Genomic DNA, 25,452 nt, shown 5'->3' with positions numbered 1-25,452 from the left:
CGGCAAAATCTATATTGTCCTACAAATAACGCAACGGGAGTCTGGAGTGGCTGGGGGCGAATATCTCGCCATCGACTGGGGCACGACCAACCGCCGCATCTACCGAATGCGTGCGGATGGCGAGTGCGTTGATAGCACGTCCGACGATCGCGGTGTCCTAGCTATCGACGCTTTAGACATTCCCGGCGAGATTCAGGCCATGCGTGAGGCCCATGGAGACCTCCCCCTTATCGCGGCGGGCATGGTCGGCTCCAGCCGTGGCTGGGTGGAGGTGCCGTATGTCGCAACGCCTGCTTCGCTGGCCGATGTTGCCGCCGCCTGCGCTCATCCAGCGCCCGGCGTCAGTATTGTCCCCGGCGTTTCTCATTTGGACGAGCGCGCAGCAGATGTCATGCGCGGCGAGGAGGTGCAGGTGCTCGGTGCCGTCGCAGCCGGGCTCGCGTCCGACACGGCCCTGTTTTGCCAACCCGGCACTCATTGCAAGTGGATCGCGCTGGAAGACGGGAAGATCGCCCGGTTCTCGACCGCCATGACGGGCGAACTGTTCGCTCTTCTGCGGGGCCGCTCGATCCTTTCCGAAATGCTGGGCGGCCCTGTTGCCGCCGGGCCGGCGTTCGCCGCCGGATTGCAGCAGGGGCTCGAAGGCGGTGACGCTTTGGGCGCGCTTTTCGGAACGCGGGCTCGGGTGCTGCTCGGTAGGCTGGCACGTGAGGATGCGGCGGCTTGGTGCAGCGGGTTGCTGATCGGGGCGGACGTGCGCGGGCAGGGCGACCTTGCCGGGCGCACCATCTACCTGCTCAGCGCCGGAAACCTTGCCGACCTCTACCGCACCGCGATCGAGCATGCAGGCGCCACGGTCGTGGCTATCGATTCTTCGATCGCTTTTCTCGCCGGTATTCACGCCTTGCAGGAATCGATCGTATGTCCGGCCTGACCTTCGACCAGGCATTTGCCCGCTGCCCGCTCGTTGCCATCCTGCGCGGGCTGACACCTATGGAGGCACCCGCCATTGGCGAGGCGCTAGTTGACGCGGGCTTCACACTGGTTGAGGTGCCGCTCAACTCTCCCTCGCCGCTCGACAGCATCGCCGCGCTCGCGCGCGGGCTCGAAGGGCGGGCGGTCGTCGGGGCGGGTACGGTCTTGTCGACTCAGGATGTTTCCCGCTTGGCCGACGCGGGCGGCACCTTGTGCATTTCGCCCAACACCAATCCCGCGGTCATCTCCGAGGCGGCAAGTCGCGGGATGGCGGCGCTTCCGGGATATTTCACTCCGACGGAGGCCTTTGCCGCGCTCGATGCGGGTGCGACCGCGCTCAAGCTCTTTCCTGCCGACGGCGCATCGCCAGCCATGCTGAAGGCCCACCGCGCGGTGCTGCCCAAGGATACGCGCGTGCTCGCGGTCGGCGGAATTGATGCGGGCAACATGGCTTGCTGGTGCGATGCCGGGGCCGACGGTTTCGGCCTGGGCTCCAATCTCTACCGGCCGGGCAAGACCGCGCAGGACGTCGCGCGCGACGCAGCGGCGATGGTGGCCACGATGAAAGACCTGATATGACCCAATCCCGACTGCTCCAGCACCGAGCCGACGACGGCTCCCGGCGCGTGATCATCGCCGACGACGAGGGAGCGCATTTTCTCGCCGGTCCTGCCACGGTGATCGAACTCGCTGGTGAAGCCATCGACAGGGGCATCTCGCTGCTTACGGCTGCGGAAAGTGCGCGCTCGGGCGAGGCGGTCGATCTCGACGCGGAATTCGACGCGGGACGTCTACTTTCGGCCATCGACCACTCGGATCCGGCGCGCATGATGCTTGCCGGCACGGGGCTCACCCACATGGGCTCGGCCGAGGGGCGCGACCTTATGCACCGCGAGATGGCGGAGAGCGATAACCAGACCGATTCCATGAAGATGTTCCTCGAAGGCGTCGAAGGCGGGAAACCCGCGAATGGCGCTACTGGGCAGCAACCTGAGTGGTTCTACAAGGGCGACGGTCAAGGACTGGTCGGGCCGAGCGATCCGCTCGTGTCTCCTGCCTTTGCCAGGGATGGCGGCGAGGAACCAGAACTTGCCGGCATCTATCTCATCGGACCCGACGGCACGCCATGGCGGCTCGGCGTCGCGCTGGCCAACGAGTTCAGCGACCACGTGACCGAGCGTCACAACTATCTCTGGCTCGCCCATTCCAAGCTGCGGCCCGCGGCGCTGGGGGCTGAACTGCTGCTTGGCGATCCGCCCGGCGACCTGCGCGGAACGAGCCGCATCCTTCGTGACGGCAAGGTTGCCTGGGAAAAGCCTTTCCTAACCGGCGAGGACAACATGTCGCACCACCTCGCGAACCTCGAAGCGCATCATTTCAAATACGCACAGTTCCGCCGGCCCGGAGATGTCCACGTCCATTTCTTCGGAACGGCCACCCTCTCGTTCGCAGATCACTTCACCACCCGCGATGGCGATGTTTTCGAGATATCGGCCGAGGGTTTCGCCCTGCCGCTGCGGAACCGGCTGCAACTGGCCGAGGCCGAGCAATGGAAAGTCCGCACGCTATGACAAAGCCCATCAGGCTCGCCGTGATCGGCATGGGCAAGATCGCCTGCGACCAGCACCTGCCTTCCATCGCCGGAACGCAAAAGTTCGAGCTTGTCGCGACCGTCAGTCGTGACGGCAAGCCGAGCGTCGACGGCGTGCAGTGCGTGCGCAGCATCGAGGAACTGGCCGACAGCGGTATCGGGATCGACGCCGTCTCGATCTGCACTCCGCCGCAGGTGCGCCACGATATAGCACAGTTCGCCATCGAACAGGGCTGGCACACCATGTTGGAAAAGCCGCCCGGCGCGACGCTCGCCGAGGTGATCGCTTTGCGCGACGCGGCGAAGGCGGCAGGTGTGACTTTGTTTGCCACTTGGCATTCGCGCTACGCGGCGATGGTCGAACCTGCTCGGGCCTGGCTCAGGGGGCGTGAAATCCGCAGGGCAAAGATAACCTGGCGCGAGGACGTGCGCGTCTGGCATCCGGGGCAAGAATGGATCTGGCAACCCGGCGGATTTGGCGTGTTCGACCCGGGAATCAACGCGCTGTCCATCATCACGCGCATCCTGCCCGAACCGCTCTTCGTCACCAAGTCGCAGCTCTTCTTCCCAGGTAATCAGGCGGCGCCCATCGCGGCCGAGGTCTCGATGCGCGATCGCAAGGGCGTGCCGGTCGAGATGGATCTCGATTTCCGGCAGGAGGGCCCGCAGCATTGGGACATCGATGTCGAAACCGATGCGGGCACGCTGTCGCTGAGCCACGGCGGCGCCAAGCTTTCGATCGCCGGGGTCGAGAACCGATCTGAGGAGAACGCCATGGAGGGCGAATATCCCGGTCTTTACAAGCGCTTCGCCGCGCTCGTGTGGGCGAGCGTTTCGGACGTCGATGTCAGTCCGCTGAGGCTGGTCGCCGACGCCTTCCTGTGTGGGCGCATCACGATGGTCGAGGATTTCATCGAATGAGGATCACCAGGCGCTCGATGCTTGGCGGCTCGGCTGCGCTTGCGGCGACGCCGGCCATGACGCGCGTTGCCCAGCTTACGGACGGCGGGGGCAGGGCGCTCGCGCCGACGCCCCCAATGGGCTGGAACAGCTGGAACAGCTTCGCCACCACCATCACCGAGGAGCAGGCGCTCGAGCAGGCGACCATCATGGCGCGCGAACTGCTGCCGTCGGGCTATGATATCTTCACCGTCGATATCCAGTGGTACGAGCCCAATGCCTCGAGCTACGAATACGACAGCTCCCCGGTGCCGACGATGGACGGCTACGGCAGGTTGTTGCCAGCGCCGAACCGCTTCCCGTCTTCCGTGAACGGAGCGGGCTTCCTGCCGCTGGCCGAGCGGGTAAATGCCCTTGGCCTGAAGTTCGCCGTCCACCTGATGCGCGGCATCCCGCGCCTCGCGGTCGAGCACGACTTGCCGGTGCTGGGCACGAATACCACCGCCGGCGCGATCGCCGATCGCTCCAGCACCTGTTCGTGGAATCCCGACATGTACGGGGTCGACATGACGAAGCCCGGCGCGCAGGCCTATTACGACAGCGTCTTCGTGCTGATGGCGGAATGGAAAGTAGACTTCGTCAAGGTCGACGACCTCTCGCGGCCCTACGACGACCATGTGCCCGAGATCGAGGCGATCCGCCGGGCGATGGACAATTCCGGCAGGCCGATGGTTCTCTCGATGTCGCCCGGCGAGACGCCGGTATATCGTGGTCACCATGCTGGGACCCATTCGCAGATGTGGCGGATTTCGGACGATTTCTGGGACGACTGGCGGATGCTGGACGCACAGTTCACCCGGCTCGCCAACTGGAACCCGTTCATGGGCGAGGGCGGTTGGCCCGATGCCGACATGCTGCCGCTCGGCCGGCTGGCTCTCGGCGACCGCGACACCAATTTCACGCCCGACGAACAGCGCACGCTGATGACGCTGTGGTCGATCGCCCGCTCTCCGCTGATCATGGGCGGGGACCTGCGCTATCTCGATGCGCCGACCAAGGCGCTGCTGACCAATCCCGAGGTCTTGGCAGTCAACCAGTCGTCGCGGCTCAACCAACCGCATTTCGTGCAGGATTTCGTGCATATCTGGTCGGCGCGGGCTGCCGACGGAGGCACATATGTTGCGCTGTTCAATCCACAGGATCACCCGGCCAGCGTCGGGATCGATCTGGCGGTGCTTGGTCTGGGCGGAACGCGCCCGGTCCGCGATCTCTGGACGCGACAGGCCGACGGCTCGGCAACTAGGCGATTCGAGCGCACCATCCCCTCGCATGGTGCGGGGCTCTACAAGCTGTCGTGAGGGTTCTTGCTGCAATCGCGCTGCTGCTCGGCGCAGCCGAGCCGGCGATGGCGCAAGAACGTCCGCGCGAGGTCGTTCTGCAGCCCGATCTCGACGGCCCCCGGACAGAGTTTGAGGGCTGGGGGACGGCGCTCGCCTGGTTCGCCAATATCACGGGCGGCTGGCCCGATGCGGAGCGGGAGCGCATCGCCGACCTGCTTTACGGCGATGAGGGACTGCGCTGGTCCATCGCGCGCTACAATATCGGTGGCGGGGCGCGGCCGGGCGCCATGCCGCTGACGCAGCCGGGCGCTAACGTTCCCGGCTTCTGGCGCCAACCAGAAGGTGCACATGGCCGCGACTGGTGGCGACCCGACGATCAGCGGATGTGGGACTGGTCAGCCGACGCCAACCAGCGCTGGTGGCTGGATGCCATCGCGAGGCGGGTCGAGGCACCGATCTTCGAGGCATTCTCCAACTCGCCGCCGTGGTTCATGACGGTGTCCGGAGAGGTGTCAGGCGCGCCGCGGCGGCTGCAGGACAATCTGCGGGAGGGTATGGAGGACGAGTTCGCCGAGTATCTCGTGCGCGTCACCGCCGAGCTTCAAAAGCGTCACGCCATAGCCTTCCGCACGTTGTCGCCGGTGAACGAGCCCGGCACGGACTACTGGTATGCCGGCAATCGCCAGGAAGGCTCGCACTGGAGCCCGGCACGGCAGGCGGCCATGTTCGATGCGACCTTCGCGGCGCTGCAGCGGCACGGACTCGAAACGGTCGTGTCCGGACCGGACGAAACCAATTCCGAACTTTTCGTGAGCGACTGGGAAGGCTATCCCCAGTCCACCCGCGAGCGGATCGGCCAGCTCAATGTTCACAGCTATGGGAACACCGGCCAAGTGGCGGTTCGCGATATTGCCCGAGCCGCGGGGATACGCCTGTGGATGAGTGAGGTCGATGCGCCGCAGCCGGGCGATCCCGAGAATTTCGAGGGCATGACTTCCGCGCTCTATTTCGCTGAACACGTTATCGGCGATCTGCGGCGGCTGGAACCCTCGGCCTGGGTGTTCTGGCAGGCCGTCGAGGATATCAGCGCACGCGACGGACGGCGGGGTTCGAATTGGGGATTGCTCAAGGCAGACCTCAGGAGCGGTCCAGAGGGCCCGCACGCAATCCATATAACGCGCAAGTACTGGGCAATGGCACAGTTCAGCCGGTTTATTCGACCGGGCTTCGAACTGTTGCCAATCGAAAATCAAGACAGCGTTGCAGCAATCTCGCCCGATGGACGGCAAATTGTCATGGTGCATGTCAATTCCGACGACGAGGCGCGACCGTTCGTCACACCGCAAGGCTGGCACCGCGACTTGATCGTCACCGACGCAATGCATACCGCCCAATGCAATTTTGACAGCGAGCTTCCTCCTCGCTCAATCTCGACCTTAGTCCTGACGCTCGATACAGGCGACAGGCCTTGCACCGCACCGGCGCATTAGTTGGACAAATTGCACATTATTGCATCTGCCGTGTCAGCGATTCGTGCGTTTGGCGTGCAATTTGACGAGGCCCTGTCGCTCTTTTGCAACGTATAAAAGGAGAAAATCACTTGTTGTCTGACTAGGAATGCAGTCGGCTTCGTTGATTCCCTTGCACTTTTTTTGAACGGTCGAGATAGCGGCACCATTTCATGCTTGTAAGTCAGACAAATGTGATTTAGCAAAAGTGTCATAACTGACATGGGGTTGGGAGATCCTGAAATGCGCCGTCTTTCGTTGCTATCGTCCGTCGCTGCCGTGCCCATGATGCTGGCCGCCCAATCCGCCTACGCCCAGGATACCGATCAGGACGATCCCGCCGTCGAGGCGCAAGAAGATGCCTCGCCAGAGGCGCCTGAGGAGGCGGATGCCAACCCGGGTGAGACTATCTATGTGTCCGGCATCCGCGCCAGTCTGGAATCAGCGCAGGGCATCAAGCGGGAATCCGATTCGATCATGGACGTGATCGTCGCCGAGGACATCGGCAAGCTGCCCGATAACACCGCAGCCGAAACCATCGCCCGTATCGCCGGTGTGCAGGTCAACCGCTTTAGCGACGAGGCGAGCGGCATCCTCATCCGCGGCCTGCCCGACGTCGCCACGTCTTACAACGGCCGCGAAATCTTCACAGCCGAACTTCGCCGCGTGCAGCTTCAGGATTTCCCGGCGCAGGCACTGGCGGGGATCGAAGTCTACAAGTCGGGCACCGCCGACATTATCGAGCCGGGCTTGGCGGGCTTGGTCAACGTGCGCACCCGGCGCCCGTTCGACTTCACCGACCAGGTCATCGCCGGCGGCATCCACGGCACCTACAACGACCAGAGCGAGAAGATCGACGGCGATGGCAACATCCTGTTCTCCGATCGTTGGGACGTGGGCGACGGCGAGTTCGGCTTCCTCGCCAACTTCACCTATGCGCAGCAGCAGTACTACAACGGCGCTCGCTACAACTCGAGCTTCATTCAGAACTCCTACTGGTCGGATATCGAGACGCAGGGCCAGAACGTTCGCAACCAGCCGGACTTTCCGAACGGTCTGTTCTTCTTCCCCAATAACATCGGCCTCTACAATGACGGCGGCAAGCGCATCCGCCCCTCGGCCAATTTCGCTGCGCAGTATGCACCCAGCGACGATCTGCAGTTCTATGTCGAGGGCGTCTATCAAGGCTACCGCGGACGCGGCTTCGCTGATAACTTCGACGTGCCGCTCGAGCCTTGGGGCCCCAACTCGACCCCGGCGGTATTCAGCAACGTAGTCCTGCTTGACGGCCAGTCGTACGATCAGATCATTCTCGATGGCTACGACCCGCCTTATCGCGACAATCCGACAGTGCCGCAGGCAGCCTCGCTGACCAAGATGTCCGGCTCCGATCCGCAGGGCTATCGCAATACCACGCAGGACGAAACGAACACCTATCAGGTCGCTGCTGGCGCGATTTGGGATGCGACCGATACGCTGACGCTTTCGGCCGACGTCGCCTATAGCTGGAGTCGCTATCAGCGGGACAACTACAGCCTCGACTTCCGCACGGTCGGCGCTCGCACCGTGAATGCATCCTTCGATTCCAACGGCGGTGTCGATTTCAATTTCCCCGACTGGGACCCGTTCGATCCGGCCGGATACATTTTCCGCGGCTATTACGAAGCCCGTTACGACGTGAGTGGCGACGGCCTGCAAGCCCGTGCCGATGCGAGCTGGGATACGCCCTGGGACAATTTCCCGCGGCTCAAGTTCGGCGTTCGGGCAACCACGCGCCACAGCGAGCTCACCGAAAACGGGTTCCGTTACGCCGATGTATCGGAAGCACGTATCCCGCTGGCCGACCTGCCCATTGGCGGGTTGACACCAACGATCAATCCGTTCCGTAATAACGTAGGATTCAACTCCTATCTGTCCGTACCGCGGAGCGGGATTTATGATAACCGGGAGGCCCTGCGTCAATTCACGCTGCAGACCTCCCAGGACCTGTTGGCCCGGTTCCCCGGTAATGGTTATTATAGCAGTCTCATCGAGGATTTCTCGACCGAGAACATCCAGATTCCCGAGACATCAGGTTGGATGGGTGACGAAAATACGTACGCTGCCTACCTTCAGACCCATTGGAATTTCGACGTTGGGGCGGTGCGCGTAGACGGTATCGCAGGTCTCCGGGCCGTCATCACCGACGGGAGCACCTTTGGTATCTCTACCGTGTGCCTGCTTAACGATGGCGGGACGCCGAACAATCCGACGGACGACTCCTGCGACGAAACGCTGACGCCGCGGACCGAGTACCAGAATTACACCGACTGGCTTCCCAACATCAGTCTTCGTGCGCGCTTCACCGATAAGTTGCAACTGCGCTTGGGATACACCCAGACCCGCACGAAGCCTGATTTCGGGGCGCTCAATCCCGCGCTCCAGATCCGCCCGGTAATCTATCAGCCTTGCCTCGAATCGACGGATCCGAACTACGATCCGACCGACACGACGAGTTGCCGTATCCCCGGGCGAACCTACCCGGATTATACCGGGTCGCAGGGTAATCCGGAGCTTCAGCCCTTCACCTCGAACAACTACGACGTGAGCCTGGAATACTATTTCTCGCGCACGGGATTTGCGAGCGTGGCGGCGTTTTACCGCGATATCTACGGCTTCACCACCGGCGTGACTCGGTTCAGGAACGATCCGGTCTATGGCACCCTGCAACTCAGCAGCCCGATAAATGCGGCTGACTCCTGGATCGAGGGCTTTGAGGTCAATTTCCAGACCTTCCTCGACGATTTCCTGCCCGATGCCTTCAGCGGATTCGGCGTGTCGGCCAACGTTACCTACCTGAAGGGCGAGACCCGGCTCCCGAACGGATACAACCCGGAAACGGATGTCTTTGAGGGCGAAGGAGAGTACGTTCGCATCCCGGGTCTCTCGGAGTGGACCTACAACTTGGCGCTTTTCTACGAAGCCAACGGTATCACCACTCGCCTGTCGTATAACCGTCGGTCGGACTGGGTGAACGGTTACAACACCGATCCGGACAACGGCTTCCAGTACACTGGCAACGGTACGCTGGCCCGCGACCGCCTCGATGCGAACTTCAGCTACGACATCACGCCGAACTTCACCGTATTCGCGGACGTCGCCAACATCCTGGCGCGGCCGTTCCGAAACTTCGTCGGCTATACCTCACAGGCGACCTTCCCGATCGACGTGCGTGACGAGGGCCGGTACTTCGGCGCCGGCCTGCGCTTCCGCTTCGGCGAGTGACACGACACCAGACTGCGGCCATCTCTCCTCCCTAAGGTCGCTAGAATTACCCGGTCGGTTTCTCCAGAAACCGGCCGGGTTTTTTTGTGCCTAGAGCAATAGGCTGTATCCGATGCGCGCGCATGCTTGCTCATGCCAGGGGAGGCACTGCTGATGTTCCGGCAATGTGTGGTGCCGGAAGGGCGGGGTCAGCGGGGTAGCGAAGCTTCACCCGTGATGGTGAACGTGCCCGCCAAGCCGGGTGCGCTGGTGCCGTCCTGTCCACCGCCAACCCACAGGCGATACCGTCCTGGCTGAACACGCATCGCGCCCGCGGCATCGGCAAAAGCCAAGTCGCGCGGAACGAGGGAAAAGCCGACTATGCCGCTTTCTCCGGGCTCGAGCGCTAAGCGCGCAAAACCCTTGAGCGAGCGACGCGGGAGATCGGGCCGATCGAGCGGCTCGAGATAGAGCTGCACGACCTCGTCGCCGGCGCGCGCGCCGGTGTTGGTCACCGCGACCGACACATCCATGCGCTCGCCCGCCCTGGTCTCGCTAGGGAGCACAAGGTTGGAATAGGCGAAGCTGGTGTAGCTAAGGCCATGGCCGAACGCGAATTCCGGCGCCCCCGTGTAGTAGCGATAGGTGCGGCCATCCATGGCGTAGTCGTCGAAAGCCGGCAGGTCGTCGAGGCCACGGTAAAAGGTGACCGGGAGGCGACCTGAGGGGTTGACGGTGCCTGCCAGCACCTCGCCGATCGCCTGTCCGCCCGCCTCGCCGCCATACCATGCGTGGAGCAAGGCGGCGGCATCCTCACCCGCCTGCCCGTAGGCGACGGCCGAGCCGGTCAGGCCGACGATGATGAGCGGCTTGCCGCTGGCCTCCATCGCCTCGAGCAGCTCGCGCTGCACGGCAGGGAGGGCGATGTCGGAGCGGTCGCCACCCTGAAAGCCCTCGGCGTCGACACGCATCTCCTCGCCCTCGAGCCCGGCGGTCAGGCCGACGAGCGCGACGATCACGTCGGCATCGCGCGCGGCGTCGCGCGCTTCGGCGAGCAGGGCGGCAGCCGGTGGGCGCCAGGTCAGCGTCAGCCCGGCACCCAAGCGTGGCGAGCGATGGGTAAAGGCAAGGCTGAAAGCGTGTGCCTCGCCAGCGCGCATGAAAACCGGCTCTGTCGAGAGCGGCACGCCCTGTCCGCAGCTCGCCCAGGCTCGCCGCGTCTCGAAGCCTTCAATGGCGAGTATGTAGCTCTGGTGATCGTCGGAAAAATCGCATTTCCGGTCGCCGACGGCGAACACGTATTCGCCGTCTGCGGGAACGGTGATCGTGCCGGTGAACTCTGCGCTGAAGGCTTCGCGCTGGACGCCGGGTGCAGGCGCAACGCCGTTCCAGTCGTTGTCGATCTCTGCCTGCGTGGTCGTGGCGGTCACGGGGCCGGCAAAGCCGTTACCGTTCCAGAAGCGTGCCTGCACGCCCGCGGGCCCGAACACGGTGCGTGGCACTGTCAGGCCAACTTCCTCAACGAACGGCGAGCCCTGCGCGAAGCTGACGTTCCCGGCTCCGAAGGCTGCGATGATGCCATCGAGCGGGAGGGCCTGGCCGACGGGCGTACCCTTGTAATTGCCGTTCAGCGCCTCGCGCGAAACGGCGGCCGGACCGACTACCAGCAAGCGCCTGCCGTCGGCGGCCAGAGGCAGGATGCCGTCGTTTGCCAGCAGCACGATGGATTCTCGCGCCGCCCGAAGCGCCACCTCGGCATGAGCAGCGCTGTGGTTCTCGGTGATCGGTATCTGAGCGTAAGGCACGCGCTCAGCCGGATCGAGCATCCCCAGTCGCAATCGGGCTTCCATCAGTCGCCGCATCGCCACGTCGACACGCTCTTCGCTGATCAGGCCGCGCTCGACCGCCTCGGGTATGGCCCAGTACTCGTTGCGGAAGTTGCAGCCGGTATCAGTGCCGGCGATGATCGAGGCGGCGGACGCGGCGGCGTGATCTTCGTGGGTGCGATGGCCGCTGACGAAATCCTCGATCGCGCCGCAGTCGGAGGTGACGAAACCGTCGAATCCCCAGGCATCCCGCAGAATGTCCTGCATCAGGAAACTGCTGCCGCAGGCCGGAACGCCATCGACCGCGTTGTAGGCGCACATCAGTGAGTCCGCGTCGCCCTCGATCATGGTGCGGCGGAAGGCGGGAAGATAGGTCTCGGCGAGATCCTGCGGATCGACATCGACGTCGAATTCGTGGCGCAGCGGTTCCGGGCCGGAGTGGACCGCGAAATGCTTGGGTGTGGCGATGGCGAGGCGGTAATCGGGATCGTCTCCCTGCATTCCTTGTACGAATGCCGTCGCGAGCACGCCGGTGAGATACGGGTCTTCGCCCAGCGTCTCCTGCCCGCGCCCCCAGCGCGGATCGCGGAAGATGTTGATGTTGGGTGACCAGATGGTGAGACCGAAGTACCGGTCCGTGTTGCCCTCGCGCTGAGCCTGATTGTAGCGTGCGCGCGCCTCGGTACCGATGACGCGCCCCTCGGCATGGAGCAGCTCGCGGTCCCAGGTCGCGGCCATGCCGATCGCCTGCGGAAATACCGTCGCCTCGCCGGCGCGTGCGAGGCCGTGCAGGCCCTCGTTCCACCAGTCGTAGGCCGGCAGGTCGAGCCGGGGGATGGCGGGTGCGCTGTTTTGCATCTGCCGCGCCTTTTCCTCGAGCGTCATGCGCGCGACGTAGTCCGCGGCACGTTCCTCGATGGACGCATCCGGATCGGCATAGACCTGCGCGTGCGCCGCAACAGGAACCAGCATGGCAGTGGCGAGTAGGGCGGCTCGGAACGGGGATCGGGTCATGGCAGGTTCCGGCTTCAGCGTGCGAACCAGCGCTCGACGCGCTCGGCCTCGGCGAGGGTGATGGGCATGACCGATCCGTGCTTGGGAGAGGAAAAGTTGGTCGTCCGCATCGGCGATCCGGGCTCGTTGAAGCGGCCGAGGTTGGTGAAGTGCTCGAAGTCGGTGGTTTCAGCAAAGCCCATGTTGTGCGGATCCACGCCGAATACGTCGTACATCAGCACGTAGGTGTCGGTGCCGTACCGTCGCCAGAGATTTGGCGCCTCGGCGGCGCGCTCCTCCGGATCGACCTTCTGGCGATCCGTGACGTAGCCCGAGTTGATCGACTGCGAGTGAGCCTCGCGGATGTTCCCGGGCGCGTCGTGCGCGACATAGAACATATGCCAGGTATCGCCCACGCGGGTGATGTCCGCGTCGATCGTATTTACGCTGGGATCCGGATAGTTGAGGATCTGCTGCGGCTCGGTCGCCAGGGTATCGAATGCCTCGTTGGCGTAGGACGAGACCATGTAGTTTGGGCTCGCCCCATCGCGCGTGGTGAAGTAGACCATCATCCGTCCGTTGTCCGGGTCCATGATGCTCTGCGGCGCCCACATGTTGCCGGCGTTGGCGTAGCGCGGGAACAGTTCCGACACGGGAACCAGCGCATGGGTCCAATGTACGAGGTCGTAGGATTTCATGAAGACGAGGTTGCGATTGTTGCCCCAGCCATACTGGTCGCCCGGCCGCTCCCATTCGGTATCGCGATAACCCTCGCGCTGGCCGAAGATGTGGAGGTCGGTCATCGTCAGATAGAAGGCGCCGTCCGCTCCGCGAATGATGTGCGGATCGCGGATGCCGTGCTGGTCGGCGATGTCGTAGCCGGAGAGGATGGGTTCGCCGCTATTGATGTCGGCCCAGATGTAGCCGTCCCGCGACGTGGCAAAATAGAGCGAATGCGTCGCGTCCTTGAAATAGCTCATCAGGTAGGCCGAGCGCTCGCCACTCGCTTCGCGCCGCACGGCTGCCGTCGGGCTGACCGTCTCCACGATCTGCAGTCGCGGCTCGCCGTTTGGGGGCTCGGCGGGGAGGGTAGCGCAGCCCGCAAGATGTGCCGCCGCAGCCAAGGCGGAAAACGGCGCGCGCATGGTCAGTCCTCTATGCGCATGATGGCGACGCCCCACGGCGCCAGATCGGTGTTCTGGAAGTCGGCTTGGGAAAGCAGGCTGGTTCCGCCGCGAAGGTCTGCCGGGACGGCAATCGCGTCGCGCGAGTAGTTGAGCAAATAGCGCACCCGGCTACCGTCTCTCAGCGTGCCCTCGCGCACAATCAATGGCCAGTCGGCATCCTCGTGCCAAGTGACGCCGGCCCTATGTGCCGTATCGGCCAAGAGGCCGGCGATCAGCGCGTCGCTGGGCATGAAACCGATGTAAGTGACCTCCCCAGCGCCGTAACTGTTGCGCGTGATCGCGGCATAGTCAGGCCAGGAATGGTGTTTGTAGCGGGCAAGCACTTCGGCCGTGGTGGGATGGAGGAATTCCATCCACCAGCGCACGTTCAGCGCCTCACCCTCCAGATCGTAGAGCGGCGTGTCGAGCGACACCTCCTGCGGCTCGGTGAAGGTCTGGTAGGTGACCCCCGCGGCCTCGGCGATCGCGCCGGGCTGCGTGGCATATCGGACCTGCGTGTTCTCGTCGGAGAAGCCGCTCTTGAAGGTGTAGACGAGATGCCCGCCGGCGCGCGCGTATGCGTTGAGCCGCTCGATCTCCTCGTCGCTGGCGGCATAGAGCGCGGGCACCACGATCATGCGGTACTGCGACAGGTCCGCCTCGCCGTCGGGGGAGATGATGTCGGCCTCGATGTTCTGGCGGTAGAGCGCGTCGTAGAACGGGCGCATCACCTCGTTGTAGCCGTTATTGCCGGGCAGGCGGAACCAGTCCATCGCGCTCAGCGAGGCATTACTGACGTAGACCGCCACCTGGTTGTGTTTTTCCATGCCGTGCAGCGCGGGTCCGAGCCTCGCGATATCGGCGCCGATACCCTGCGCGGCCTCGTAAAGTTCATTCGGCTGGTAATCCTGCGCAAGCAGCCCGCGCCAATAAGTTTCCACGGCATTGGCCGTCGTCGCCCAGTGCCAATAGGCGAGCATGTCGGCGCCCGAGGCGAGGTGGCTGAAAGCCTGAAGGCGCAATTGCCCTGGGTAGGGCGTCCACTGGGGGAAACCCTGCGCTTCTGTTTCCATGACGAAGTAGTTCTGCCCGTCGCGAAGCGAGCGGGTGAGGTCTCCGCCGAAGGCGATCTCGGCCCCAGTAAGGTCGTCCTGCGTCGGGTGGTAGATATCGACGCCAGCGACATCAAGCGCCTCGGCCGCCTCCCAGTGGTTTACCTCCGGCTGGACGCCATAGGAATGTCCGCGCCAGCCGAGGTCGAAGTTCTGGGTGACGAATTGGTCCGGGCGGGCATATTCGCGCACGATGCCGGCTTGCCAGGCGAGGAATTCGGTCACCAGATCGCGCTGGAACGCGGCAAAGGCATTGCCGACGCTGGCATTCATCGTGCCGGTGGTGGAGGGGAAATCCTCCCAGCTGTTGATGCGGTTGCTCCAGTAGTTCAGCCCCCAAGCATCGTTCAACTCGTCGAGCGTAAAACGCTCGCGCATCGCCGCGACGAAGGCTGCTTGCACGTTGGGCCCGGCAGTGTTGTAGGCCTTGGTCTCATTGTCGACCTGATAGCCGATAACGCTGGGATGATCGGCCACGTGGGCAATGAGCGCGCGGATCACACGTTCGGCCGCCTCGCGGTAATGCGGGTTGGTGATGTCCATGTTCTGGCGATAGCCGAAGCGCGCCTGCCCCTCCGGACGCGTGACGAGCACGTCGGGATGTTCGCGCGCAAGCCAAGTGGGGATGGCATAGGTGGGCGTGCCGACGATAACCGAGATACCGTTGGCCTGCGCCGCGGCCAGCATGCGATCGACATGGGTGAAATCGAAGACGCCGGGCTGCGGCTCGAGAGTGCCCCAAGTCGATTCAGCGATACGGACAACAGAAATGTTCGCCTCGCGCATGAGGCGAAAGTCCTCGTCGATGCGATCGACGGGGGTGTACTCGTCATAATAGGCGACACCGTAAAGGATCGTGTCTGGCAGACGGCTTCCATCCTGTGCAGCGACAGGGCCGCTCATCACAACGCCAGCGACCGCCATCGGAAGACCAAACCGCGCGACTATCTTTGCGAATCCCGATGGCACTTTGAACCTCCCAACATAATTGTCTGACTTTATCTAAAGGCGTGGGATGGTAAGGTCAACGAAGGATCCTAGGGCGGAGCGTCACGGCAAACGCAAGGTTGGTATCACAAGAGAGGTCGTGGCCTCGCTTTGACGTCGTACAGCAGGTGCCTTCAATTTTAGGGGTAGGAATAGGGGTAAAATTATTACGCAGAGTGGAGAGCCACAAATATTTCAAAAGCTTGAGGTCATCTTTCGAATCCCACCCTCTCCGCCAGAATCTTACCTCGGTGATCGCTGGCAAACCATCGCGAAAGCCCGGAACACACAAAATTCTGCGAAATTTTGCCTATTCGCTTTTGCGACCCGTTGGCGACGGTTTGCCCTATGGCGCACGCCGACTTTCGTGACGAATAATCTAATTAAGGGGCTCTACCGGCCAGTCGGATCGAAGCTTGATGCTCACGAAACACGCTGGCAGCTGAATAAGAAGCGACGCTTACTGAACCGGCGTGCATGGCAAATATAGCGGCTTGTATGTTATATTCCTCCGGTGGGCTTTCGGAAGATGGTGGGGTAAGCTGACATTCAACTAACAATCAACCGTGGTCGCTTCTAGGCGAACATTGGATGACCCTTACAGCTTGAACTTTCCGCTACGCCCTCGGCCTTATTCCAAACGCCTGCGCGCCGATCCATCGCGACGCGTCGTTAAGGATACCGATGCACACTGTGTCATCGCTCGGCATCATGATCGGCGTGCTGATTCTCTTCGCGGTCCGTCCGATCGAACTCAACTGCGTACACCAAGCCCGATGACGCGGCACAAAGTCCGTCTTTCTGGCACCGCGTGAGGGGCCTATTGGCCAGAATTATCCTGTGCGACGCGCCGAGCGTGCGGATGCTACCGGCAGCCAGCTCAAAAATTGATTCCAGGGCAAGTGCATTGCGTGCGGAACGATACGGTTAGCGACAGGTTACATCGCTGAACCAGCGAGGAACCTGCACGTGAAAATCATGACCATTGCGCTGGGCGGATGCCTTCGTGCCCCGCCCGTCGCCTATGGCATCACCGAGGATACCGGCGGGCACATCACTTACGTGCTCGGCGCGGCCGACACGCTGTCGCGCAATCCCAACGTGGCCCGGGTCGACATCGTTACCCGGCGGTTCGAGCATTCTGCCTACGGCGCCATCCACGCGCAGGCGGAAGAGTGGATCTCGCCCCGGCTGCGGATAGTGCGGATCCAAAGCGGCAATCCGGATTACCTTGCCAAGGAAGACCTCGCCCGAGATCGGCCCGGGTTTCTGGCGGCGCTGCTGGACCATCTCGCCGATCCTGCCCAGCGGCCCGACATCATCCACGCGCATTTCGCCGATGCCGCCGACGTGGCCGCGCAGGTGCGCGAGGTGTACGGAATTCCCTTTATCTACACCGCGCATTCGCTGGGCGCCGACAAGTGCAGGGCCGACGGTCACGGTCTCCAGCTGGCCGCGCGGCTGGCGGAGGAAGACCGCGCCATCGCCGCCGCCGACGCCATCATCGCCTCCTCGCGTGACGAGTGCGAACGCCAGCTGATGGCCTACCCGTCGGCGCGGGCGGGGCGCATTAATCGCCTGCGTCCCGGCATTGCTGTGGCGACGCCGTCAGCGAGCGACCTCGCCTCGGCACGAGGACTGATTGCCCCGTTCCTTCGCGATCCCGACCGCCCCATGGTGCTCAGCATCGCGCGCCCGGTGCAAAAGAAGAACCTGCTGACGCTGGTCGAAGCCTATGCCGGCAACCAAGTTTTGCGGGAGCGGACCAACCTCGTGCTGCTGGCGGGCCTGCGCAGCGGACTGCTGGACGGTGAGGCCGAGCAGCGCGAGGTCATGCTGGGTCTCGTCGATGCGATCGACCGCCACGACCTGCACGGCCAGATCGCCTGGCCGAGGTCGCACACGCGCGCGCATGTCGACGCGCTGTACGCGCTAGCCCGCCGATCGGGCGGCGTGTTCGTCAATCCCGCGCTGGTCGAACCCTATGGCCTGACGCTGATAGAGGCGGCGGCGCACGGGCTGCCGGTCGTCGCCACGCGCGAGGGCGGGCCGCAGGACATCGTGGCCGAGCTCGAGCACGGCACGCTCGTCGATCCGCGCTCCCCGGCCGAAATCGGCGCGGCGGCCGCGGAGCTCGTTACCCGGCGCGACCGCTGGCAGGCCTGTTCGACAAATGCTCTGCGCAACGTGCGCGCGATGAACTGGGACAGTTATGCCGAGGGATTCATGACGCTCGCCCAGCGGCTGATCCATCCCCGCCCCGACTGGCGCGCCCGCTCGCCGGAGCGGCTGCTGCTGAGCGACATCGACAACACGCTGACCGGTTGCCCGGCGGGCGCGAACCGTCTGGCGCGATACCTGTCGCGCCATTACGCCACCACCCGCTTCGGCGTCGCTACCGGGCGGTCGCTGGTAGAGGCGCGGCGCCTGCTGCTCGAATGGGGCCTGCCCGAGCCGGACGTCGTCGTCTCCTCCGTCGGCACGGAAATCTACTGGCGCGACGGCGACGACTTCGTGCCCGACGTCGCTTTTGCCACCAGGATTGCCGAGGGGTGGGACACCGCCGCTATCGAGCAGGCACTGGCAGGCATTCCCGGCCTCGTCCCCCAGGCCACCATCGAACAGCGCGCCTTCAAGCGCAGCTATTTCGTCGAAGGGCCCGAAGCCGCGCCCCTCGTCGAGGCAGGCCTTCGGGCGGCGGGCGTCAGGGCCCGGGTGGTTTTCAGCCACTCGCGGTTCCTCGACGTGCTGCCGGTGAACGCGGGCAAGGGCAATGCCATGCACCACGTCTCCCAGGTGCTGGGCCTGCCGTGCGAGCGCGTGATCGCAGCCGGCGACAGCGGCAACGATGCCGACATGCTCACCGCCTGCCCCGGCGCCGTGGTAGTCGCCAATTACGACGAGGACCTCGCCGAGGTGGCGAGCCTCGATCACGTCTACCGCGCGCGGCGCGCCCATGCGGGCGGGGTGCTCGAGGGATTGCTGTGGCACACCCGGCGCCATGCCCGGATGGAGGCGACCGATGTCGCAGCGTGACCTTATTCCCGCGCCCATCGGCATCTTCGTTCACCATCAGGGGCGCGGCCATGCCGAGCGCGCGGCCGATCTCGCCAACGCGCTCGCCCCGATGCGCGAGACCGTGCTGTTCAGCGCGCGCGACGATATCTTCCCGCCGCTGGCCGACGCCGTTTCGGTGCGCCGCATCCCCTCGCTGTTCGAGGGATCGGGCAGCGGCAACGCCTTCCTCGAGAGCCGGCCCACACCCGACATCTTCCACTGTGCGCCGCTCGGCTGGGCGACGATAACCGATGCCGTGGCGACCCTCACGCGCTGGTTCGCCGAGGCGCGGCCCGCGCTATTCGTCACCGACGTTTCCGCCGAACTCGGACAGCTGGCGCGCATCGCCTCCATCCCGCACGTCGCGGTGCTGCAACACGGGGACCGCGGCGATCCCGGTCACATGGCGGCCTACGACGCCGCAGTGGGGCTGCTGGCCCCGTTCGACGAGCGGCTCGAGCAGCCAGACCGCCCCGCCGGCCTGCGCACCAAAACCTGCTATTGCGGCGGCATCGGCGTCGGCGTCGAACACACCGATCGGGACGCGGCGCGTGCCGCGCTAAGGCTTCCGAGGGGTCGCCGGATCACGCTCGTCCTCGCGGGCGGCGGCGGGCAGGGTACGCCGACCGCGCCGCTGACGCTGGGCGCGCGCGCCGATGCGGAAGGGCACTGGGTGGTCATCGGCAAGACCTACAGCGAATGGCACGAGACGCCGCCGGGCAACCTCGAACTGCGCGGCTGGGTCGAGGATGCCCCGCGCTACCTCGCGGCCGCCGATCGCGTGGTCTCGAGCTGCGGCAACACCACGGTTCATCAGGTGCTCGCCACCGGCAAGCCGTGGGTGGCCATACCCGAATGGCGCTACTTCGCCGAGCAGGAGGCCAAGGCGGCGGCGCTGGGTGCGGCCGGCGTCTGTGCGACGGCCCCTACCTGGCCTTCGGACGCGGCGCGCTGGCAGGCGCTGTGGGATCGGGCGGACCGCGTCGGCAGCGAACTGGGACCGACTTTCGTCGATGCCGCCGCGGCGACGCGCGCCGCCGAGTGGATCGACGCGCTGGCGAATCGCTGCCAATCGGCGCCGCCGATGAGGCTGGAGGCGGCGGCGTGAAGGTCTCGATCTGCACCTTGGCGCACGGGCGCGCCGATCATTTGCGCAACCTCGTGCGGGGGCTGGCGGCAAGCGTCCGGCAGCCGGACGAACTGGTCATCTCGGTCCTGCAGGAAGACCTCTACGACCTGCCGTCAACCGCCTTTCCGATCCGGCAGGTTCGGCCGGATGCCAACGGGCTCTCGCTGTCGGCGGCGCGCAATTTTGCCGCCCGCCGGGCCGAGGGCGAGTTCCTGATCTTTCTCGACGTCGACTGCATTCCTCATCCCTCGCTGATCGGCGACTACGTGCTCGCGGCAAGCGAAGCCGAGGGCCTGTTCATGGGCGAGGTCGGCTACCTGCCCAAGGGCACTCCGCTCGACCCGCTGGATTTCGCCTTGCTGGACACCGTTGCGGTCAAGCATACCGAGCGCGCAGGGCCGCCCGAAGGCGCTTTAGGACCTTGCGGCGATTACCGCTGCTTCTGGTCGCTCAACTTCGCCATGACGCGCGCCGCATTCGACGCCGTGGGCGGGTTTGACGAGGGCTATTCGGGCTACGGCGGCGAGGACACGGATTTCGGACGCCTGTGCGCCGAAGCCGGGCAGGCTCTGTGGTGGGTTCGAGGGGCAAAGACCTACCACCAGTATCACCCGCACCACATGCCGCCCGTCCACCACATCGACAGCGTGATTGCCAACGCACGGTATTTCGCCGGAAAGTGGGGCGAGCCGACGATGCAGCACTGGCTTCGGGCGTTCCGGCTGATGGGCCTGGCCGCTCCAGGTCCCCAAGGTTGGCATCGGCTGCGCGATGTGTGCGAGGCCGACCTCGCGCTGACCCGCCAGCAGGAGCATGAGCCCTTCGCCTCGACAAGGGTGGTGCTCGAACAACTCGAAAGCCGTGAAAGCCGGTTGGCCACGGCGGAAACGGTGTCCGCCTAGCTGTTTCAACCACCTTGCCTCAGCCAATATTGCGTTATCGTTTGATAAGCCTTATTTGCATGGCCAACAGCAAGACGAAGGGAAGCGGCGACAATGGTGGAGCAGTCCTGCCCGAACACGTTCCGCTTCCTCATGGGCCGCGCACGCCATGCGCTGACGGCCGAAGAGCGGCAGATCGTGGAAGCGATGATCGGCGACGTCCAGCGGCTCGAGCACGGGCAGGAGGTCGTCGCCTGCGGCGACAAGGTCGATCGCAGCACTTTCCTGATCGAGGGGTGGATCGCCCGCCTGGCCTGGCGCGAGGAGCGCAGGCACATCGTCTCGCTGCAGATCGCGGGCGATTTCGTCGACTTACATGCCTTTCCCCTGAAGCGGCTCGACCATGACGTGATCGCCATCGGTCCTGCCAAGGTCGGCTACGTCTCGCATGACAAGCTGGAAGAGCTGATCGATGCGCACCCCCATCTCGGCCGGATGCTGTGGTTCCAGACCTTGCTCGACGCAGCGATTCACCGCGAATGGATCCTGACGATGGAACATCTCACGCTCGACGGCCGCTTCGCCCACCTGCTCGCCGAAATGTGGCACCGGCTCGAATTTGTTGGCCTGGCGGAAGAGGACGGCTACGCCATGCCGCTGACGCAGGTCGAGCTGGCCGATGCCTGCGGCACTACCCCGGTCCATCTCAACCGTATCGTGCGGCAACTTCGCGAACAGGACATCTGCCACCTCTCGCGGGGGCGGGTGACCATCAAGGATCGCGCGCGGCTGGAAGCAGTGGCCAAGTTCGACGCGCGCTACCTCTACGGTGATGGTCCGCTGAAACTGCGCGACGAACTTACGGTGGACTAGCCAGCGCCGCCAGGGTCGCCTCGCGCACCTGGCGCAACGGGTGGCGCACAATCGGCGGTGAGGACTCGGTCCGTCCGCCGGTTGCATAGCCCAGGGCTTCGTATGCCGCGTCGTGAGATGCCGCGTCCTCCCGGTATCTAACATTGCCGTCGCGCACGTGGGCCACATCGGGCGCGACCGGATCGAGGCCCAGGAAGGCCCACAGCGCCGCCACGTGGCACTCAGGGTCGGACACCAGGTCTTCGTAGCGCAGCACCATGGCCGCATGGAGATAGGTCAGGTCTTCCATCACCGTGTCGTGCGCCGCCCGCCAGTGACCGGAGAACGCGTCTTCCGGACCGATCCCCCACTTGCGCATGGCCAGATCGACGAAGGCCGGATGCCGGGTGACGACGACGAACTGCGCCAGCGGATAGAGCGATTGCAGCAAGCGCATCCGCGTGAGGTTTACCGGCGACTTCTCGACCCGCCACGCTGCGCCAGCCGGAAACCATGGATTCCAGTCCGCCTCCAGCCGCTCGCGGGTGGCGAGCATATCAAGAGCGCAGCCCTCGACATGATGTTGCGCCGGGTCGGTCGCGAAATGGCCGGGGATCCCGTGCCGCGCCGTGTGGGGGATCGCCCCTTGCAGGTAGCAACCCTCGTTCTCCGGTACCGGGGCGCCGGTGATCGCGGCGATGGCCGGATGCTGGGCCAGAAGCTGCGCGACGAGGCTGGTGCCGGACCGGTGCAGGCCGGCGACGAACACGTAGCGGTGCGGGATCACGCCGCGGCGCGCCGCTTGGCGGCAGCGGCCGTGGCCACGCCGTAGAGTCGCTCGTACCCGTCGATCATGGCCGCGATGGAGAACATGCGCTCGGCCCTTGCGCGCGCCTGGCCGGCGGGAAGGGCGGGCGGCTGTCGCATCGCCGCCGCAAGTCCGCCCACGTCGCCTGCCGGCACGATCGTTCCGCAATCGCCCACGACCTCGCGCATGGCGCCATTGTCGAAGGCGATGACGGGAACGTCGCACGACAGCGCCTCTGCCGCGACGAGACCGAAGGGTTCGTCCCACATTGGCGTCATCACCAGCGCCCGCGCGCGCGAAACCCGCTCACGCAGGTCAGCACCGCTGCAGTGGCCGAGGTAGCATCGGCGCTCATCGAGAAGCGGTTCGATCTCGTTGGCGTAATAGGCTGCATCCTCGATCGTCCCGACGAGGTCGAGCGCGACATCGGCTTGCCGGGCGGCGGCCACGGCCTGCGCCGTTCCCTTGTTCGGCGTTATCCGGCCGGACCAAAGCAGCGGACCCGTTCTATCGGCTGGCTGCCATGCCGCGGTATCGATACCGTTGTAGACGCACGAGAGGTTGGCAGGCGGCGGATCGGCCCACAGAGCGAGCTGGCTGGTCGAGGTGACGCTGACCTGCAGCAGCGGGTTGCCCGCTGCGCGCCGGACCGCCTCATGCATTGCCGCGAAGGGTGGCACGTGCTGCGAGGTCAGCATCGGGACACCGTCCCGTTCGGCCCAGGCGAGCAGCTGGGGGTAAAGCGCATTGTTGTGGACTACGTCGAAAGAGCCGGCCCCGATTGCGCTCCACGCCGCCGCGAAGGCGTCCGCCTGGAAGACGTTCAGTTCGGCGGTGCCCCGCCATTGGTGCCAGGGCAGCCGCTCTTCGTAAGGTACCGGGCTGATGGGGACCAGCCGCGCTGCGGTCGCGCTGCCGGGGGCTGCGAACAGGGTGACTGTGTGCCCCCGTGCCACCAGTCCTGCGCACAGGGCCGAGCAGTGTGCCTCCATCCCGCCCATAAACGGCGGCGCGACGGGATAGCGAATATGCGCGAGGACGGCGATTTTCACGGGCCGCTACTGCGCCAAGGGAATTTCTGCAGGGGCGCGGACAGGCATCGAGGGCATGATGGCCGGACTCGTAAAGGTCGCGGATATCCGCTGCAAGGCGGCTTGTGACGGGGCGTGGACGGCTCGAGTGCCATCACTCGACGGGCCGATCGGCTGTAGGGGCAACAACGCTCGTCGTCTCATTTAACTAGGCCGGCAAGGAGGAGAGGCGGATGCCCTCGAGCAGGGCGCTCAGGAACCGCGACGCACACGGGGTCGTAATAATTAGAAAAGCGGCAGATGCATTGAATTGGCTGGCCACGGAGCGTCGTTTTCGCGCTGGTATGTTCGCTTTGCTTCCTCGCGACGCAGGTTGCCAGAAAAAACGCGCCTATTCATATGTTTGCCCCATTGAGATATGATTATGGCGAGCGAGAAAAGCCGTCGGCGTTCGGAACAAAGGGATTGCGCGGGTGTTAAGTTGCTTTCCCTGAGCACCATAGCGTCGAAAGGCCAGCAGTCCCATGTCGAATATGCTTGCCGAACCGCCGCAAGAGGCCACTTGTAAATCCCGGCATCGATCGATGACCCGCGCGCCTGCACGTGCGAGCAGGCGAACGGTCGCCGATCCGCTGGCCAAGCCCGAACTTCTCGAAGCTTTTGCGGAATTCATTCGCGAACCCGAATTCCCCTGCGTCGGCGCGAAATCGGCGCTGGCTCGCGAGACCATGCGGATGATTCCCTGTTGGTCGATCACGAGCGCTTGGAGCGACGTTCTCATCCACCGCGAACTGCTCGACTGGGCCCATTCCTACCGTCAGAATCCCGGCCTGTTCCGCTCGATCGCGTTCGTTTTCTCTGGCCCCAACGATCTAGATGAGATTGGGTTCGAGAAAGCGCTGTGGGCCCGGATCCAGTCTTTGGCCGACAAGGATGCCTGGCTCGGCCAGCCGTACGACGAGAGGGTCAGTGCCGATCCCGGCGATCCGCACTTTTCCCTGTCGTTCGGCGGGGAAGCTTTTTTCGCCATCGGCCTGCATCCCGCGGCGAGCCGGCCGGCGCGCCGCTTCCGCACCCCGGTGATAGTCTTCAACCTCCACGACCAGTTCGAACAGCTGCGCGCCGCGAACCGTTACGAGAAGCTGCGCGAATCCATCCTTGCGCGGGACGAGGCGGTTGCGGGGTCGATCAATCCCATGCTGGCGCGGCACGGGACGAGCAGCGAAGCGCTGCAATATTCCGGCCGGCGGGTCGGGGGCGACTGGCAATGCCCGTTCCAGGATCCCCGCTCACGGGAAACAAGCGCCGTCGATCCGACAGACCGGCATTTCCGCCAGCCGACGATAGTCGACGGCGAGAAAGCACAGTGATGACGCGGACGCGCACCGTCAGGCGGCTTCGCGCGTCATCGGCGCGCGCTTCGTAAAACCGCTGGCAGGAGCGACGGCCAATGGATCTTCAGGCGTTGGCGGAATGGGGCGCCCCCGCAGCGACGATGATCGCCGCCATGATGACCGCCGCCAATCTCGGCGCGCGGGTTACCGGTTCGGGCTTCATCGTATTCACCGTGGGCTCGCTGCTGTGGTCATACATCGGCATGGCGACCGGGCAGACCGGCCTGCTGGTGACCAACGGTTTCCTTACCTTAGTCAACCTCGTCGGCATCTGGCGCTGGCTCGGCCGGCAGCGCGCATACGAGGACGGAGCGAGGGCGGCGGCGGAAAAGTCCGAAACGCGGCCCGGATCGAACCTGGTCGGCGGCGCGGGCTTTGCGGCCATGCCGCTGATCGACCGCGGCGGGGACAGGATCGGCCACGGCGTCGATGTCCTGCTCTGCTCCCGCGATCGCTCCATCGCCTACGTTGTTCTCGCGGTGAATGGAGGGAAATCGCTTTCGGAGCGCGTCGTGGCCGTAGGGGGCGAGGATCTCGACTGGCACGGCGATCGCGTGGTGTTGCGGCACGACAACGCATGGCTCGATCGCGCACCCACGCTGACGGACGGCGACTGGCCGGACGAAGCGGAGGCGCTGGCATGGCGTGGCGAAGCGTAA

Annotated in this window: 18 protein-coding genes; 13 read left to right on the top strand and 5 right to left on the bottom strand. The window is 64.5% G+C overall.

Going from position 1 to position 25,452, the window contains the following annotated elements; all coding sequences use genetic code 11:
• Positions 1-46 precede the first annotated feature (46 nt).
• The 7 genes from AAW00_RS06225 (at position 47) to AAW00_RS06195 (ending at position 9,578) form a co-directional block, all read left to right on the top strand.
• The gene (locus AAW00_RS06225; protein WP_156169944.1) at positions 47-934 is read left to right on the top strand and encodes a 2-dehydro-3-deoxygalactonokinase; all 888 of its coding nucleotides are present in this window, start codon (positions 47-49) and stop codon (positions 932-934) included.
• Positions 922-1,554, top strand: coding sequence for a 2-dehydro-3-deoxy-6-phosphogalactonate aldolase (locus AAW00_RS06220; RefSeq protein ID WP_047003347.1), 633 nt, complete (start codon positions 922-924; stop codon positions 1,552-1,554). The genes AAW00_RS06225 and AAW00_RS06220 overlap by 13 nt, the downstream gene beginning before the upstream one ends.
• On the top strand, positions 1,551-2,546 hold the full coding sequence (araD1, locus tag AAW00_RS06215) for an AraD1 family protein (protein WP_047003346.1): 996 nt from the start codon (positions 1,551-1,553) through the stop codon (positions 2,544-2,546). Before AAW00_RS06220 ends, araD1 begins: the two co-directional genes overlap by 4 nt.
• Positions 2,543-3,487: a Gfo/Idh/MocA family protein gene (locus AAW00_RS06210; RefSeq protein ID WP_047003345.1), complete on the top strand. Its 945-nt coding sequence runs from the start codon at positions 2,543-2,545 to the stop codon at positions 3,485-3,487. Before araD1 ends, AAW00_RS06210 begins: the two co-directional genes overlap by 4 nt.
• The gene (locus tag AAW00_RS06205; RefSeq protein WP_047003344.1) at positions 3,484-4,824 is read left to right on the top strand and encodes a glycoside hydrolase family 27 protein; all 1,341 of its coding nucleotides are present in this window, start codon (positions 3,484-3,486) and stop codon (positions 4,822-4,824) included. The genes AAW00_RS06210 and AAW00_RS06205 overlap by 4 nt, the downstream gene beginning before the upstream one ends.
• A complete protein-coding gene (locus AAW00_RS06200; protein WP_241461648.1) occupies positions 4,821-6,296 on the top strand; it encodes a glycoside hydrolase in 1,476 nt (491 codons plus the stop codon). The genes AAW00_RS06205 and AAW00_RS06200 overlap by 4 nt, the downstream gene beginning before the upstream one ends.
• A 303-nt stretch (positions 6,297-6,599) precedes the next feature.
• On the top strand, positions 6,600-9,578 hold the full coding sequence (locus AAW00_RS06195) for a TonB-dependent receptor (RefSeq protein WP_241461647.1): 2,979 nt from the start codon (positions 6,600-6,602) through the stop codon (positions 9,576-9,578).
• A gap of 188 nt (positions 9,579-9,766) precedes the next feature.
• Here the strand turns inward: AAW00_RS06195 and AAW00_RS06190 are convergent, their stop codons facing one another.
• From AAW00_RS06190 to AAW00_RS06180, 3 genes are read right to left on the bottom strand one after another with little or no spacing between them, the layout of a single operon-like run.
• Positions 9,767-12,355 carry a glycoside hydrolase family 3 C-terminal domain-containing protein gene (locus tag AAW00_RS06190; RefSeq protein ID WP_047003342.1) on the bottom strand — a complete coding sequence of 863 codons (2,589 nt, stop codon included), beginning with the start codon at positions 12,353-12,355 and terminating at the stop codon, positions 9,767-9,769.
• 56 nt (positions 12,356-12,411) lie between these two features.
• Positions 12,412-13,521 carry a glycoside hydrolase family 43 protein gene (locus AAW00_RS06185; RefSeq protein ID WP_047003341.1) on the bottom strand — a complete coding sequence of 370 codons (1,110 nt, stop codon included), beginning with the start codon at positions 13,519-13,521 and terminating at the stop codon, positions 12,412-12,414.
• A 2-nt stretch (positions 13,522-13,523) separates the two neighbouring features.
• The gene (locus AAW00_RS06180) at positions 13,524-15,557 is read right to left on the bottom strand and encodes a beta-galactosidase (protein WP_047003594.1); all 2,034 of its coding nucleotides are present in this window, start codon (positions 15,555-15,557) and stop codon (positions 13,524-13,526) included.
• Positions 15,558-16,619: 1,062 nt separating this feature from the next.
• Here AAW00_RS06180 and AAW00_RS06175 point away from each other — a divergent pair.
• The 4 genes from AAW00_RS06175 (at position 16,620) to AAW00_RS06160 (ending at position 21,581) form a co-directional block, all read left to right on the top strand.
• Positions 16,620-18,677, top strand: coding sequence for an HAD-IIB family hydrolase (locus AAW00_RS06175; RefSeq protein WP_052761787.1), 2,058 nt, complete (start codon positions 16,620-16,622; stop codon positions 18,675-18,677).
• Positions 18,664-19,806, top strand: coding sequence for a hypothetical protein (locus tag AAW00_RS06170; RefSeq protein WP_047003339.1), 1,143 nt, complete (start codon positions 18,664-18,666; stop codon positions 19,804-19,806). The genes AAW00_RS06175 and AAW00_RS06170 overlap by 14 nt, the downstream gene beginning before the upstream one ends.
• Positions 19,803-20,729: a glycosyltransferase family 2 protein gene (locus AAW00_RS06165; RefSeq protein ID WP_047003593.1), complete on the top strand. Its 927-nt coding sequence runs from the start codon at positions 19,803-19,805 to the stop codon at positions 20,727-20,729. The genes AAW00_RS06170 and AAW00_RS06165 overlap by 4 nt, the downstream gene beginning before the upstream one ends.
• 93 nt (positions 20,730-20,822) lie before the next feature.
• Positions 20,823-21,581: a Crp/Fnr family transcriptional regulator gene (locus tag AAW00_RS06160; protein ID WP_047003338.1), complete on the top strand. Its 759-nt coding sequence runs from the start codon at positions 20,823-20,825 to the stop codon at positions 21,579-21,581.
• Here the strand turns inward: AAW00_RS06160 and AAW00_RS06155 are convergent.
• Both AAW00_RS06155 and AAW00_RS06150 read right to left on the bottom strand, forming a co-directional pair.
• Positions 21,568-22,347, bottom strand: coding sequence for a sulfotransferase family protein (locus AAW00_RS06155; protein ID WP_047003337.1), 780 nt, complete (start codon positions 22,345-22,347; stop codon positions 21,568-21,570). The two genes, AAW00_RS06160 and AAW00_RS06155, sit on opposite strands and share 14 nt — an antisense overlap.
• Positions 22,344-23,420, bottom strand: coding sequence for a glycosyltransferase (locus tag AAW00_RS06150; RefSeq protein ID WP_047003336.1), 1,077 nt, complete (start codon positions 23,418-23,420; stop codon positions 22,344-22,346). Before AAW00_RS06150 ends, AAW00_RS06155 begins: the two co-directional genes overlap by 4 nt.
• 563 nt (positions 23,421-23,983) lie before the next feature.
• On the opposite strand from AAW00_RS06150, the gene gntA reads away from it, so the two are divergent.
• Entirely contained in the window at positions 23,984-24,769 is a 786-nt protein-coding gene (gene gntA / locus AAW00_RS06145) for a guanitoxin biosynthesis heme-dependent pre-guanitoxin N-hydroxylase GntA (protein WP_063359798.1), read from the top strand.
• An 80-nt stretch (positions 24,770-24,849) separates the two neighbouring features.
• Positions 24,850-25,452, top strand: coding sequence for a PRC-barrel domain containing protein (locus AAW00_RS06140; protein ID WP_156169942.1), 603 nt, complete (start codon positions 24,850-24,852; stop codon positions 25,450-25,452).

It is taken from the genome of Aurantiacibacter luteus (assembly GCF_001010945.1).
Lineage (GTDB): Bacteria > Pseudomonadota > Alphaproteobacteria > Sphingomonadales > Sphingomonadaceae > Alteraurantiacibacter > Alteraurantiacibacter luteus.
The sequence above is the reverse complement of the archived record's forward strand: the minus strand, read 5'-3'. Positions and strand labels throughout refer to the sequence as shown.